Origin of the sequence: Acidiphilium sp. PM (genome assembly GCF_000219295.1) — a bacterium.
Lineage (GTDB): Bacteria > Pseudomonadota > Alphaproteobacteria > Acetobacterales > Acetobacteraceae > Acidiphilium > Acidiphilium multivorum.
Window position 1 is genome coordinate 1 of record NZ_AFPR01000099.1, and the last position, 13,954, is coordinate 13,954.

Here is a 13,954-nt window from a genome sequence, read left to right on the forward strand (position 1 = left end):
CTTCTCCTCGATTCCCGGTTTCGCGCGAGGCTACGACGATTCCCGCCCGCACGGCCAGACGCCGCGGGGCGCGGGCGTGGCGAAGCGGAACAGTCTCTCTCGCCGGGATTACCGCAGCTTTACAGGATGGAAGGGTTCATATACCTGCCGCGTAACGAATATGAGAACACCGCCCGGTCGCGGGCGAACCGAACATGGGGAACATTCATGACCAAAGGACACAGGGCCCTGCTCGCCGCGGCCGCCGCGGCGATGCTCTCGCTGCCGGGCCTCGCCCAGGCGGGCTGCGCCAGCGGCGACTTCACCGCCGCCCAGGCGGCGACCGGGCAGACGCTCTACGACGCGAACTGCGCCGCCTGCCACATGACCAACCTCTCCGGCGGGTCGGGCCCGGCGCTGGGTGGCGCGAAGTTCAAGTCCTATCTCGAATTCACCAAGATCACGGGCGCGCAGCTGCTCGCCTTCATCAAGTCGCAGATGCCCTACCAGGCGCCCGGCAGCCTCAAATCCGCGGAGTATGACGCGATCTTCGCCCACATCCTCCAGCAGAACGGCTATCCGTCCGGCAGCACGAAGCTGGACGCCGAAACCGCCTCCTGCATCAAGATGCTGCCCTATCCCGGCAAGTCCTGAAGCAGGGCGGAACCGCCGGCCGCCCCAGGCGGCCGGATCTGGCTGAAACCACAGGGGAAACTCACGAATGACAACGAAAACGGACGATTCCCGCCTCGCGCGGCGACTGCGTCTCGCCGCCCTGCCGGCGGCGGCGCTGCTCGGCCTCGCGCTGGCGCAGACGGCGCAGGCCGGCGCCGTGCAGGCCGAAGGCTCGGAGACCGGCGGCAAGACCGCGGTCGTCGGCAAGACCATCACCGGCGATGTCAGCGTCACCACCAAGATGCTGGAAGCGGCGCCGAAGGCGGACGCGAACTGGCTGGTCTCCGGCCGTGACTACGACAACTCGCGCTTCTCGCCGCTCAAGCAGATCAACGCCGCGAACGTGAAGGACCTCGCCCCGGTCGCCATCGCCCAGACCGGCTACAGCGCGAGCTTCGAGACCACGCCGATCGTGGTCAACGGCATCATGTATCTCACCACGCCGATGGTGAACTCCAAGCAGGCGCTGATCGCGATGAACGCGACCACCGGCCAGACGCTGTGGACCTACACCTACACCGACGGCCAGATCCAGATCTGCTGCGGCCCGGTGAACCGCGGCGCCGCCGCCTCGAACGGCATGGTCTACATGCTGACGCTGGACGACCACCTGATCGCGGTCAACGCCAGGACCGGCAAGCAGGAATGGATGACCCAGGTCGCCGATCCGCGCTACGGCTATTCCGAGACGATGGCGCCGACCGTCTACAAGAACATGGTCATCATCGGCAGCGCCGGCGGCGAGTGGCCGATCCGCGGCTTCATCGCCGCGTATGACGCGCAGACCGGCAAGCAGATCTGGCGCTTCCACACCACCGACAGCAAGGCCGGCTGGGAAGGCGATTCCTGGAAGACCGGCGGCGGCACCGTCTGGACCACGCCGACCGTCGATCCGAAGCGCGGCCTCGTGATCTTCTCGACCGGCAACCCGAACCCCGACCTCAACGGCGCGGCGCGCAAGGGCGACAACCGCTACACCGACTCGATCGTGGCGCTGAACATCCACACCGGCAAGCTCGTCTGGTACTACCAGGAAGTGAAGCACGACGTGTGGGACTACGACGCCGTCAGCAACGCGATGCTGATCGACGTGAAGGACCACGGCAAGATGGTCCCCGCCGTCGGCGAGGCCGGCAAGACCGCCTGGTACTACATCGTCAACCGCGAGACCGGCAAGCTGATCCGCAAGTCGCAGCCCTTCGACAAGCAGGAGAACATGTTCGCGCAGCCCACGCCGAAGGGCGTGCAGATGCTGCCGGGCGCGAATGGCGGCGATGACTGGTCGCCGCCGGCCTTCTCGCCGATCACCCGCGACGTCTACGTGATGGGCATGAACCAGCTCATGACCTTCACCAACGAGAAGAGCAGCCCGGCGATCCCCGGCCAGATCCGCCTCGGCAGCACCTTCAAGAATGTCGATCACGGCATCCAGGACGGCACGCTGACCGCGATCGACGTCGATACCGGCAAGATCGCCTGGAACGACACGGTGCCGCAGCCGATGATGGGCGGCGTGCTGGCCACGGCCGGCAACCTCGTCTTCACCGGCGAGGGCAATGGCTGGTTCGACGCGATGGACGCCAAGACCGGCAAGCGCCTGTGGCGCTTCAATCTCGGCGCCGGCGTGAACGCGCCGCCGATCGCCTATTCGGTCAAGGGCCGCGAATACGTCGCGGTGGCCGCCGGCGGCAACTTCCAGCTCAGCTACCCCTACGGCGACGCGGTGGCGATCTTCGCCCTGCCGAAGAAGTAAGACCCTTCACGCCGGCAACACGGCCGGAGCGCATCGCGCTCCGGCCTTTCTTGTGCCAGGGCCGGCCGGTCAGTTGCCGCCCGAAAAACCGCCGAGCGGGCTCGGGTTGAAGTTGATCTGCAGGTCCATGATCGCCTTCGCCATTTCCATCTCGGCGCGCGCCATGTGCATCATCGCCTCGTGCTCCATCTTCGGCGCGATGGCGAAGTCGGTGTGGTAACTCCGGTTGATCTTGGCGACCAGCGCCTGCGCCTGGGTCAGGTCCGCCTTCATCGTCGTCGCCTGCTGCGGCGTCAGGCGCGTGCCCGCGTTGCCCTGTTGCGCGAATGCCGTGCCCGTCCCGGCCAGAGCAAGGGCGCCGAGCAGAATGAGTGTCTTCATGGTGTCCTCCTTGTCGGATCCGCGAAGCGGATCGTCCCCGCCGTCTCCCGCAACCGCCGATCCGTGGCGCCGCGTGCGGCTCCTGAAAAATGCCGGCGGCGCCTCGATGAATCCAATGCCGTTTGATTATCGTTTCAATGCCGCGACGGGATGCCGTGCGGGACGGATCATGCCGGCGGCCCGCCCGTGGCGCTCCGTGTCGTGGCGAGGGAACATGCCTTCCGAGGAGATTTATGCTTTCGCCCCCTGTTCACCCGGAGCGATCGCGCGAAGCTGCCAAGACATGAGAACATCTTGTATTGTCGACCGCAAGACAATGGGTCGAGATGAGCTGCCGGAATTATCAATGGAAGCAATTTTCCCGATTATGACTGAAAAATCATGCCGTGGATTGACATGAAAATTTACCAATGAGATCAACAACAATTAAAGCTTTCGATGGAGCGGACACTGAAATCCGAACGGGTGGCTTTCCTTGACGGTCTGCGCGGCCTTGCCGCCCTCCAGGTCGTCTTTCTGCACTACGTGAGCGCGTTTCTGCCGGTCCTTGCGATGGCCGGCCTGGGTCCCGCCGACCTCCTGGCCTCCCATGGCTGGCAGGCCGCCATCGCCCGCTCTCCCGCCGTGTTCCTGATCAACGGCTACAGCGCCGTGTATATCTTCTTCCTGCTCAGCGGTTACGTGCTGCGGCGCGCCTTCGCCCGGATCGACGGTTTCGCCTCCGGCCTCTGGCGCCGCCTTGTGCGCCTCGGCCTGCCCGCTTCCGCGGCCGTGCTGTTCGCCGGCGCGTTGCTGTCGCTGGACGACCAGGCGCATCTCCATGCCGCCGCCCTCTCGGGCTCGACGCACTGGCTGGGCATCCTGCTCGCGACCCCGCCCGCCCCCGGACCCGTCCTTCGCGACGCCATCCTGAACAGCGTCCTCACCGGCTATGCCGGGGCGAACGGCTTTCCGTTCCTCCGCCACCTCATCCCCATGCCGGATCTCCTGCACGCCTTCGATCCGCCGACCTGGACTCTCAATGTCGCACTGTCCGGATCGGTGCTCTGCCTCGGCCTCAGCTATGTCGAGCGGCGCCGGCGCGCGCTGCTGCCCTACGTCATCGCCGCCCTCGCCCTCTGGCTCGGGGCGAGCCAGTGGTTCCTCTTCGCCCTCGGCTACGCGCTTGCCGGCCTGCGCCGGCCGTCACCCGGGCGCCTGCGCCAGGGCCTCGCGATCCTCGCCTTGGCCGCCGGCATCCTGCTCTGCCGCCTGATCCCGCCGGCGCCGATCCTGCTGCTGCACAGCCTGCTGCGCCACCAGCACCCGCCGGATCCGTTTCACTTCTCCAACCAGGTCGGCGCGATCCTGATCTTCCTCGGCGTGCTGCACCTGCCGCGCGCGCAGCACCTGCTGGAACGCCGCCTGCCGCAGTTCCTCGGCCGCATCTCGTTCAGCCTTTACCTGGTGCATTTCCCGGTCATGGCGACCATCGGGTGCAGCGTGTTCAACCTGATCGCGCCACGGTCCGGCGCCGTGCCGGGCTGCCTGGCCGCGCTCATCGCCGGCCTCGCGGCCACCCTGCCGGTCGCGGTCCTGTTCGAGCGCCATGTGGACCGGCTGGCGGTGCGCCTCAGCCGCCGCAGCCCGCCCTTCCTCGCTCCCGTGCCAGGCGAATTGAGCAGCTGACCCGATCGGGTCGGCCAGGGCCCCGGTGCGACTTGCACGGATGCCGGCCGATCAGGGCCGCACGCAACCGCGCGACCGGCCATGCCGCCACGGCATCCGCGAAACGTCGGTCATGTCCTGGAAAACGCTGGTGGAGCCAATCGGAATCGAACCGACGACCTCCTGAATGCCATTCTGGTTATCGGCCTCGACAGGGGACGACAGGCTTAGAAAAAAGCTGCCATTTACCTAGACCTGTCTGCTCCCGTTCTTGCGTGTCTTTGCATGACGCGGTATCCCATACGTGTTTTGAGGTATCCATTGGACGGAAGGCGAAGGCATGGCTACCAAGCGCATCACCGCCGAACTGGTTAACAAGCTGAAGCCCGGCGATCAGGTTTTTGATACCGAGGTGCGGGGCTTTGGCGTTCGCTGCCGGGTGCGGGACACGTCCTATTTTCTCAAGACCCGGATCAATGGCCGCCAAGCCCTGATGACGATAGGACGGCATGGCCGGGGCTATTGGGGACCGGAGAGCGCGCGGCGAGAGGCGGAACGACTGCTAGGGCTGATCCGGGCAGGGAAAGACCCGGTTGCCGAGAAGCGGGCGGAGAAGGCCGCCGTGACCTTTGCCGACTTTGCCGAACGCTACATGGCCGAATATGCGGAGTTGCACAAAAAGCCCCGCACCGTGACCGAGGATCGGCGCAACCTCGCCCTTCACGTCCTGCCCGCTATCGGTGGAATCCGGCTCCCGAGCATCACAAAGCAGGATATCGCCAAGCTGCACCACACCATGCGCGAAAAGCCGGTTGCCGCTAACCGGGTGCTGGCGCTGATATCGTCAATTCTCGGCTGGGCCGAACGGATCGGGGAACGCCCGGACGGGACAAACCCTTGCCGGAACATCACGAAATACAAAGAGAAGCCGCGCGAACGCTTTCTGGACAAGGATGAAATCACTCGGCTGGGGGATGCCCTCGCCGCCGCCGAAGCAACGGGCGCGGCGGACTGGCGCGCGATCACGGCAATCCGGCTCTACCTGCTGACGGGTGCGAGGAAAGACGAAATCCTTAGCCTTCGCTGGGATGTGATCGATTTTGAAACTGGCGTTGCGCGGCTGGGGGATTCCAAGACCGGGGCAAAAAACCTGTTTCTCCCCGCCCCTGCCCTCGACATTCTGGCAAGCATCCCCCGCCTGGAAGGCAATCCCTACGTCATCCCCGGCGACCGCCCCGCCGCTCCCTTTGTCGGTATCTGGAAGATATGGAACCGGATCAGGGACGCCGCCGGATTGGGGGACGTTCGGATTCATGACCTCCGCCATAGCTTCGCCAGTGCCGCGATTGGCGGGGGCGATAGCTTGTTCATTGTCGGAAAACTGCTGGGCCACAAGAAATCCGTGACGACCGAACGCTACGCGCATCTTGCCGCCGATCCTGCACAAGCGGCGGCGGATCGAACCGGCAACCGGATTGCCGCTCTGATGAAAGGCGCGGAACCGGCGGAGGTAATCGCGATGCCCGCAAGCGGGAGGCGCAAGCCGAAAACGGGATGAAATTTTTCCCTACCCCCCAGATGAAGGACTGCCAAAACTGACAAAAGGGGGATGCCGGGCCGCGCGGTGCAGCGGCGAGCCGGGAGTGCCGGAGCGGGCTGGACCCCCGCCCCGGCGATGATCCCGTAAGCAGTTGGAGGCTACTATGAGACAGGATCAAGCGATCCATACCACGAAACCGGCTGAGAGCGGCAGTCCTGCCACGCTGGGCGGGCTAGAGGCCGTCCTGGCCCGTCATGGTGCCGAACTCCGCGCAATGGCTGCCACGCCGCTACAGCGCGCCCTTGTGGCCCGCGCGGCAGTGTTGGCGATCAAGCGGACGGTCGCGGAGACGGTGGCGTGAGCAACCGAGACGAATTACGCATCCTTCCGCCACCATTTCCCCCGGTTATTGACTGGATCGAGAAACATATAACCCGAGCCAACAATGACTTCGACGTAGAGGCCCTGCTTCGGGAAATGCAGTCCATTGCAATATGGATATATATGCAACGATCCGTGAGAAAGGCCCCTAAAAAGCAACAAGAGAATTTGAAACGATATCGTAAATTAAATGATGCGCTTAGGATTATCGGCAATGAATTACCGCCTCTAATTGAGGCTGCAAAAAGAGAATTAAGCCGCAATATTGTGCGGCCAGAAGTAATTGATCGTGTCCCTGAGTTAATTCTCGCAAGAGAAAAAATGCTCGATAATCTTAAAATAGAAGAAGAATTACTAATTGTATCTAGAAAAATGCAAAATGGAGAAAGCTTTTTTTCTCAGGTGAGAAAAAATATAGCTGAGCCTTGGATAGGTGACGCAAGTATGCTCGTCTCCCTTTTTTCCGTGGCGTTTGAGAAAATCGGATTTAACGTTCCACGAGAAACATCGTTTTCCGAAAGAACGCCATTGATCCGTATCATCCGCGAGGCGCTACATTGGATAGGTTATCGCGGTCTATCTGAATTTCAAATTGCACAAAGCCTGAAACGATCAGCTATCGCTCATAAAAAGCGAATAGCTAATCGTAGAAGCTTATTGGAAATCGCCAAAATAGTCACCGCTGAGTCAGTCTTGGTAGGACAATTAGCGCCGGACGTTTGTCCTGACGACTTCTTTGAAGATGAGTGATTATTAGTCGTCATGGTTTCCATCGAAGGGAAATAACATGACCGAGACCGACCTACTGGACCGCAAGCAAGCGGCGGCTTTCCTGAAAATCTCTGACCGGACGCTAGACCGGATTGCGGACCTCCCCCGCGTTCGGATCGGGCTCCGCCGCGTCCTGTATCGCCGCGCCGATCTGGCTGCGTATGTCACGCGCCGCATCGAAACCCAGCACGCCGCCTGACGAAAAAGAGGCCGATCCCTTGCGGAACCGGCCCCGGAAATTCGTATCACTGACAAGCAAGAGATACGATCCGCGGCGGGAGAAAGCAAGGAAAAATCTAAGGATTTTTCAATGACACGCTATCCCGAGTCCCTGATTACCCGCTACCCCGAAAGCCCGCGCAAGCGGACGTTGACCGTAAAGCCGAAACCCCCCCGCCCCTGCATCTGGGCGCGCATTGCCAAGGCTGAAAGCCGGATGATCGGCTTCGCCCGGCTGGACCGGCGGGAGGCACGCTGATGGACGGAACCACGATCCCCGCCGCGCCTAACCTCGATGCCGTTGCCGAACTCCGCGCCCGTCTATGGGAAGCCGGATATAGGCCGGTGCCGGTTTACAACATCGATCATACCGGAGCATCGCCCGGCAAGCGGCCTATGGGCGACGGGTGGCAGAACACTGCCCGCCAAGACCCGCCCGGTTGCGTATCGAGGCCGCCGGAGAGGGGGGCAAGGAACACCGGCATTTTGTGCGACGGTCTCCGCGCCGTCGATATCGACGTTGACGACCCGGACCTTGCCGACCGGCTGCACAAGCTGGCCGTGGCAATGCTGGGGGAAACCCCGACCCGCTCCCGTTCCAACTCTCACCGCGTGCTGCTGGTCTATCGCGCTGCCGAGGGGAAGCCGGGCAAGCTGCAAGTGAAGGGGGACGGCGGCCTAATCGAAGTGCTGGGGTATGGGCAACAGTTTGTCGGGTTCGGACTGCATCCGTCCGGGGTGCCGCTGCAATGGTCCCCCAGCCCGCTCGATACAATCCCCCGCGCCGATCTGCCGCCGATCACGGAAGCCGCGTTGAGCGCGTTCCTAGAGGCCGCTGGGGGCATGATCGGGGGGGAGGCTTCCGCCGTGCCGGGAGAGGCAACGGAAGCCGCTGAGGCCCCGCATATCCCCAGCGCGCTAGGCCCTTCCGCCGATCCGCTCGACGTGACCGCCGCACTCGCCGCTATCCCGAATCCGGGACGGAATTGGGATAGGTGGTCACGGATCGGGCTTGCGACGTGGCACGCGACGAGCGGTAGCCCCGAGGGTTTCGCCGCATGGTCCGCATGGTCCGCGCGCGCAACGGATGGAATCCATTCCCCGGCAAGCTGCCGCACTGCCTGGGAGGGTTTTCACCGCTCCCCGCCCGGCGAGATCGGAGCCGGAAGCCTGTTTCACATGGCCCGCGAGGCGCTGCCTAGCTGGCGCAAGCCGAGCGAGATTACGCGCAATGCTCCAAAGGGGCCGAGACCGAAACCGATCACGGCGGCGGACCTGCTGGCAATGGACATTCCGCCGCGCCGGATGCTGTTGAGGCCGTATCTGCCGGAAGCCGGGAGCGCGATGGTCTATGCGCCGCGCGGTATCGGCAAGACCTGGATAAGCCTATCCATCGCCTATGCCGTTGCCGCCGGGTGCGAGGCGCTACAGGGCCGCGCGCCGGAGCCGCGCCGCGTCCTATTCGTTGACGGTGAAATGCCGCTGGTCACGCTCCAAGAGCGACTAGCCGCCATTGCGCTAGGCATGGGCCGGGAGCCGCCCGCCGCCGATTATCTGCAATTTCTCCCGGCGGATCATTTCAGGGATGGATTACCTGATCTTGCTTCACCTGACGGGCGCGGGCTGATCGAGGAATTGTCTGACGGTATGGCGCTTGTCGTGCTGGACAACCTATCCAGCCTCGCCCGCTACAAGGAAAACGAGGCGGACGGGTGGCAACCGCTGCAAGACCTTGTTCTGTCTCTCCGCCGCCGTGGCACGTCAACGCTATTGGTGCATCACGCCGGAAAGGGCGGACAACAGCGGGGGACCTCCCGGCGGGAGGATATCCTCGACACCGTGATAGCCCTTCGCCGCCCCGAGGAATACGAGGCGACCGAAGGGGCGCGGTTTCACTGGCACTTTGAGAAGGCGCGCGGCTTTCAGGGCGAGGATGCCGCGCCTTTTGAGGCGACGTTGCGGCTTAGCGACGCTGGCGCGGCCTGGCACGTCACCCCGCTTGCCAAGAGCAAGCAAGCCCTCGCCTGGGAGATGTTCGGGCAGGGCGCGAAGCCTGCCGAGATAGCGACCGCGTGCAACGTCTCAACCGCAACCGTCTATCGGTGGAAGGCGGATTACGAGAAAGGCGGGCGCGATGCCTGACCTGTTGAAAGCCGCCCGGCGGCGGGCGGACCTGATCACCGCCGCGCGGTTTTCTCATGAAAATTCTCATTCGGTTTCTCATGAGAAAAGTGAGGGTTTCCGCCAATTCTCACCCGAGGGAGGCGGGGGATTCTCGCATTTTCTCATTTCTCATTCTCTAGGGGATGAGAACGTGAGAAAATCGCCAAAAAACCTAGGAAATCCGCCGGGTTCAGGGATTCTCATGGGGGGTATCGTTACGATACCGGATGAGAATTTTCCGGGAAGGGTTTCTCACGTTTCTCATGGTGATGAGAAAGCTGCGAGAATCAATGAGAAAAGGGGCATAAACTCTGCCTCTTGCGCCCGTTGCGGTGCTGCGTCTGGTCCCATGATCGAGGTGGTTAATCCCGAGGGGTGGATATGTGCCGCGTGCTGGCCCGGAGACCCGAACGACGCCGCGCATGACGCGACCGAACGCGCCGCCGTAATCGCGGAGGGATCGGGAGACACGGCGGCGGCGGTGCCGCACGATATGCCGGTAAGCTGGGCTGATCCGACGATCCAGCCGACGCCCGGCGCGCGGTGCCGGTGCTGCCGGGGTGCGTCCTGGTGGTGCGAGGCGGAGAGGCCGAAGGGCTGGCGCTGCATGGCGTGCCATCCGCCGCTGGGCGCTGGGCAGGTGCGGGAGGTGCGGACATGACAACGAAGGCCAAACTCCGCGCCCGGATCGTCTCCGCCCGCCGGTCGCACGATGCCGCAATCCGGGTGCTGGATCGGCAATGGCGCGAACTGCTAGCCCGGCTGGGCGAGACGCCGAGGGCCGATCATCCCGCCGTAATCGAGGCCGCCGCCCTTGATCTGGCCCCGCTGCTGGCGTTCACATTGGAGCCCGGACCATGAGGGACGACGCCGGGCTTGTGCTGCTGCTGGCCCGCGCGCTGGCCGCTGCATCCGGGGAGGGGCGGGTTGCGACACCCGCCCTGACCGCCGCTTGCCGCGCTGCGTTCCCGGCCTGGCATGTCACGCCCGCCGAGATCGGCGCGATCCTCTCCGCCGCCGGCTGGAAGCATAAGCAATGGCGCGAAAGGCGCGGAAATCCTGCAATCCGGGTGAGAGGCTATCAGCCTGACCGGCTGGGGGCAGTCGAGCGGGCGGAGAGCGCGTAACCGGCGCGCGCGCGTCTCAATGGGCATAGGCGTGACGTGATGTTGCACGAAACACCACACTCCAACACGCGCGGGGGGGCAGCGTTTTTGCACTCCCTAAAAAAGAGTGCGGAATTATCCCAGCCGATCCGGGAGGCAGTCCCCCCGGCTGGATCATCGCAAAGTGCCATTAAGTGCCAAGCCCGCGCCGCTGCTGTTTCTACAGGCAGAAAGCAAGGCCACCCCCGGTGCGGACTGCGGACAAGTTTTGCGGACCTAGATCAAGCCGGAGACAGGGCGGGCGAAATCCCCGCCGGTCGCATGGCTGGGGAGGACCCAAAGTTGCCGGGGTGGAGGTGCGACCTCGCCCCAGCCCGTAACCGAACAAAAGGATACACCCCTACGCGCGTGCGTGTATGCGTATTGCTCGCCTAACCCCCCTGATCCCCGACCGGCGAGGCGGACGAATCGACAGCGGCGGAGACGATCACGCAACCGTCATTCGGAAGCGACCGGAGACGCCAATTTGCCGACGAGTGCGGTCCCATTGGTATCCCGAATATATTCAATTTTTGCTAATGTATTGCACAACCGCTTGAAAACGTTGGTGGAGCCAATCGGAATCGAACCGACGACCTCCTGAATGCCATTCAGGCGCTCTCCCAACTGAGCTATGGCCCCACCGTGCGTGAGCGCCCTATTAGACCGAGTTCGCGCCCGCGGCAAGGGCATCGGAGGACAAACCCGCCATGATTTGTGACGGCGGCAAGACAGCGCCGCCCGCCGCCCCGCCGCGCCGCCCGAAAACCGTACAACCGTTCAATTCCGGATCGACAGCGCCGCTCCGCCCCGGTATCCTGCGCCCCGCATCCGGGAGCCACCGCCATGTCCATGATCGTCGACCGCCGCGACCTCGACTTCATCCTCTTCGACCTGCTCGGCATGGAGGAGCTGCTCCGCCATCCGCATTTCGCCGCCTTCGACCGCGACGCCTGCACCCAGATGCTCGACACCGCGCAGCAGATCGCCGAGGACCATTTCCTGCCCATCGCCGCCGAGGTGGACGCCAACGAGCCGCGCTTCGTCGGCGGACGGGTGGAGATGCCGGAGGGCACCGGCCACGCCCTGCGCGCCTGCGCCGAGGCGGGATTCTTCGCCCTGCCCTTCGCGCAGGAGCATGGCGGGCTGCAGGCGCCGCGGGTGCTGCACACGGCGGCGAGCGGCATCTTCACCTGTGCGAACACCGCCGTCGCCAATTACGCCTTCCTCACCGTCGGCGCCGCCAACCTGCTCGCCGCCTTCGGCGCCGAGCCGCTGCGCCGCCGCTTCCTGCCGCCGATGCTGGAGGGGCGCTGGTTCGGCACGATGTGCCTTTCCGAACCCCAGGCCGGATCGTCCCTCGCCGACATCACCACCACCGCCACCCCGCGCGCCGATGGCACGTTTTCGCTCCGCGGCAGCAAGATGTGGATTTCGGGCGGGGATCAGGAAATATCGGAGAACATCGTCCACATGGTGCTGGCGCGCATCGCCGGCGCGCCGGCCGGCACCCGCGGCATCTCGCTGTTTCTCGTGCCCAAGCGCCGCGTCGATGAAAGCGGCGCCGTCGGCGAGAGCAACAACATCGCCCTCGCCGGGCTGAACCACAAGATGGGCCAGCGCGGCACCACCAACTGCCTGCTCAATTTCGGCGAGAGCGGCGAGACGATCGGCCATCTGATCGGCGCGCCGCATCGCGGCCTCGAATACATGTTCCAGATGATGAACGAGGCGCGCATCGGCGTCGGCCATGCCGCGACCATGTCCGCCCTCGCCGGCTATCGCCATTCGGCGGACTACGCCCGCACCCGCACGCAAGGCCGCAGGGCCGGGCAGAAGGACCCGTCCGCCCCGCCGGTGCCGATCGTCGAGCACGCCGATATCCGCCGCATGCTGCTGGCCCAGAAGGCGGCGGTGGAGGGCGCGCAGGCGCTCTGCCTCTATGCCGCGCAGCTCGTCGACCGCCAGGAAATCGCCACGGACGCGGATGAGAAAGCCTGGCTCGGCGCCCTGCTCGGGCTACTCACGCCGGTGGTGAAATCATGGCCCTCGGAGCATTGCCTCGAGGCCAACAAATGGGCGATGCAGATTCTCGGCGGCTATGGCTACACGCGGGACTATCCGCTGGAGCGGCTTTATCGCGACAACCGGCTGAACCACATTCACGAAGGCACGTTCGGCATCCAGGGCATCGACCTCGTGGGCCGCAAGCTCGGCGGCGACAAGGGCGATGCGCTGCGCCGCTTCGCCGCACAGATGCGCGAGACCGCCGCCACCGCCGCCCGGCAGCCGGCCCTCGCGAACGAGGCCGCCCGCCTCGTGGCGGCACTCGACCAGCTCGGCGTCACCGCCGATGCCCTGCTCGCCTGCGCCGACCTGCCGCGCCGCCTCGCCAATGCCACGGTGTTTCTCGATGCGTTCGGCCATGTCGTCATCGGCTGGCTCTGGCTGTGGCAGGCGCTGGTCGCGGCCACCGCGCTGGAAGGCAATCCCCCAACGCCGGACAGGCTCTTTCACGAGGGCAAGATACTGGCATGCCGTTATTTCATGGCGCATGAACTGCCGCTGGGGATCGCCCGCCTCGCCCTCTGCGCGACGCTCGAGACCACCAGCCTCGACGCCCCCGCCGCCCTGTTCGCCCTCTAGCGCACGCGGCGGCGGCGCATGGTGCAGGACCGCAGCCTGCGCACGCGGCACCGGATTCACGAAGGTGCCGTCAGCGTTCTTGCCGAAGGTGGCGTCGCCGGCCTGACCCATCGGGCGGTGGCCGCCGCGGCCGGCGTGAGTCTCGCGGCGACGACATATCATTTCGACTCGAAAACAGACCTCATCGCCAGCGCCTCCCGACATCTGATGAGCGGCTATCTCGATGCCTTCGCCAGGCTCGAACGCCGCGTCAGCGCCGGCGAGGCGACCGGGCTTGCGCGGATCGACGATCTCGTCACCCGCGTCGTGCTCAACGCGCTTGGCCGCGAGCGGACACGCTCGCTCGCCTGGTGCGAACTCATCCTGCATGGCGGGCGCGGCGCCGAGGGGCGACGCCTCGCGCAGGACTGGTACGCCCGGCTCGACGACATCTGGCACGCCATCGGCGAGAATCTCGGCTTCGGGCTCGACCGCCGCGCCGCCCGCGCCACGATCGACCGCGCCATCGGCCTCACCTTCCTGCTCCACCCGCTCGGCCTCGACCAGGAGGCGGCGCGCGACCTCATCGAGGGCCGGCTCGACCCCGCGCAACTCGGCCCGCCCGCCCCCGCGCCGGACGACGCGGCCGGACCCGCCACTGCGCGCCAGCGCGAG

14 protein-coding genes and 1 tRNA gene are annotated in these 13,954 nt (G+C 64.8%); 13 read left to right on the forward strand and 2 right to left on the reverse strand.

The genetic code is table 11. The annotated features are described in order from the left end of the window. The first annotated feature begins 207 nt into the window (after positions 1-207). Positions 208-633: a c-type cytochrome gene (locus APM_RS04725; protein ID WP_007422213.1), complete on the forward strand. Its 426-nt coding sequence runs from the start codon at positions 208-210 to the stop codon at positions 631-633. A gap of 67 nt (positions 634-700) precedes the next feature. Next, positions 701-2,407: a PQQ-binding-like beta-propeller repeat protein gene (locus APM_RS04730; protein WP_007422214.1), complete on the forward strand. Its 1,707-nt coding sequence runs from the start codon at positions 701-703 to the stop codon at positions 2,405-2,407. 69 nt (positions 2,408-2,476) lie between these two features. On the opposite strand, the gene APM_RS04735 is transcribed toward APM_RS04730, so the two are convergent. Beyond that, entirely contained in the window at positions 2,477-2,788 is a 312-nt protein-coding gene (locus APM_RS04735) for a hypothetical protein (protein WP_007422215.1), read from the reverse strand. Positions 2,789-3,253: 465 nt separating this feature from the next. Here APM_RS04735 and APM_RS04740 point away from each other — a divergent pair, with 465 nt between their 5' ends. From APM_RS04740 to APM_RS04770, 9 genes are all read left to right on the forward strand, one after another. Then, positions 3,254-4,456: an acyltransferase gene (locus tag APM_RS04740; RefSeq protein ID WP_007422216.1), complete on the forward strand. Its 1,203-nt coding sequence runs from the start codon at positions 3,254-3,256 to the stop codon at positions 4,454-4,456. A gap of 319 nt (positions 4,457-4,775) precedes the next feature. Further along, entirely contained in the window at positions 4,776-5,993 is a 1,218-nt protein-coding gene (locus APM_RS04745) for a site-specific integrase (protein ID WP_007422217.1), read from the forward strand. 339 nt (positions 5,994-6,332) lie between these two features. Further along, on the forward strand, positions 6,333-7,106 hold the full coding sequence (locus APM_RS21355) for a hypothetical protein (protein ID WP_007422218.1): 774 nt from the start codon (positions 6,333-6,335) through the stop codon (positions 7,104-7,106). Positions 7,107-7,143: 37 nt separating this feature from the next. Beyond that, positions 7,144-7,326 (forward strand): AlpA family transcriptional regulator, encoded by a 183-nt coding sequence (locus APM_RS04755; RefSeq protein ID WP_039887790.1) that lies wholly within the window; start codon positions 7,144-7,146, stop codon positions 7,324-7,326. A 111-nt stretch (positions 7,327-7,437) separates the two neighbouring features. Then, positions 7,438-7,605 (forward strand): hypothetical protein, encoded by a 168-nt coding sequence (locus APM_RS21985; RefSeq protein WP_158004990.1) that lies wholly within the window; start codon positions 7,438-7,440, stop codon positions 7,603-7,605. After that, positions 7,605-9,488, forward strand: a complete 1,884-nt coding sequence (locus APM_RS19790; protein WP_007422219.1) for an AAA family ATPase — start codon at positions 7,605-7,607, stop codon at positions 9,486-9,488. The genes APM_RS21985 and APM_RS19790 overlap by 1 nt, the downstream gene beginning before the upstream one ends. Before the next feature lie 370 nt (positions 9,489-9,858). Continuing rightward, a complete protein-coding gene (locus APM_RS21360) occupies positions 9,859-10,170 on the forward strand; it encodes a hypothetical protein (RefSeq protein WP_138919165.1) in 312 nt (103 codons plus the stop codon). Next, positions 10,167-10,370, forward strand: coding sequence for a hypothetical protein (locus APM_RS21365; protein ID WP_138919166.1), 204 nt, complete (start codon positions 10,167-10,169; stop codon positions 10,368-10,370). Before APM_RS21360 ends, APM_RS21365 begins: the two co-directional genes overlap by 4 nt. Beyond that, the gene (locus APM_RS04770) at positions 10,367-10,636 is read left to right on the forward strand and encodes a hypothetical protein (RefSeq protein WP_138919167.1); all 270 of its coding nucleotides are present in this window, start codon (positions 10,367-10,369) and stop codon (positions 10,634-10,636) included. The genes APM_RS21365 and APM_RS04770 overlap by 4 nt, the downstream gene beginning before the upstream one ends. 584 nt (positions 10,637-11,220) lie before the next feature. On the opposite strand, the gene APM_RS04775 is transcribed toward APM_RS04770, so the two are convergent. Continuing rightward, a tRNA-Ala gene (locus APM_RS04775) sits at positions 11,221-11,296 on the reverse strand. A gap of 204 nt (positions 11,297-11,500) precedes the next feature. Between APM_RS04775 and APM_RS04780 the strand changes: the two genes are divergently transcribed. Beyond that, positions 11,501-13,300 (forward strand): acyl-CoA dehydrogenase, encoded by a 1,800-nt coding sequence (locus APM_RS04780; protein WP_007422222.1) that lies wholly within the window; start codon positions 11,501-11,503, stop codon positions 13,298-13,300. Positions 13,301-13,318: 18 nt separating this feature from the next. After that, the coding region (locus APM_RS04785; RefSeq protein ID WP_007422223.1) for a TetR/AcrR family transcriptional regulator at positions 13,319-13,954 on the forward strand (636 nt) is incomplete at its 3' end.

Bases quoted from the DNA above. Each gene is read 5' to 3' on its own strand.
- APM_RS04755 (WP_039887790.1), top strand. From the start codon at position 7,144: ATGACCGAGACCGACCTACTGGACCGCAAGCAAGCGGCGGCTTTCCTG.
- APM_RS19790 (WP_007422219.1), top strand. From the start codon at position 7,605: ATGGACGGAACCACGATCCCCGCCGCGCCTAACCTCGATGCCGTTGCC.
- APM_RS21365 (WP_138919166.1), top strand. From the start codon at position 10,167: ATGACAACGAAGGCCAAACTCCGCGCCCGGATCGTCTCCGCCCGCCGG.
- APM_RS04730 (WP_007422214.1), top strand. From the start codon at position 701: ATGACAACGAAAACGGACGATTCCCGCCTCGCGCGGCGACTGCGTCTC.
- APM_RS04770 (WP_138919167.1), top strand. From the start codon at position 10,367: ATGAGGGACGACGCCGGGCTTGTGCTGCTGCTGGCCCGCGCGCTGGCC.
- APM_RS21360 (WP_138919165.1), top strand. From the start codon at position 9,859: ATGATCGAGGTGGTTAATCCCGAGGGGTGGATATGTGCCGCGTGCTGG.
- APM_RS04725 (WP_007422213.1), top strand. From the start codon at position 208: ATGACCAAAGGACACAGGGCCCTGCTCGCCGCGGCCGCCGCGGCGATG.
- APM_RS04735 (WP_007422215.1), bottom strand. From the start codon at position 2,788: ATGAAGACACTCATTCTGCTCGGCGCCCTTGCTCTGGCCGGGACGGGC.
- APM_RS04780 (WP_007422222.1), top strand. From the start codon at position 11,501: ATGTCCATGATCGTCGACCGCCGCGACCTCGACTTCATCCTCTTCGAC.
- APM_RS04745 (WP_007422217.1), top strand. From the start codon at position 4,776: ATGGCTACCAAGCGCATCACCGCCGAACTGGTTAACAAGCTGAAGCCC.
- APM_RS21985 (WP_158004990.1), top strand. From the start codon at position 7,438: ATGACACGCTATCCCGAGTCCCTGATTACCCGCTACCCCGAAAGCCCG.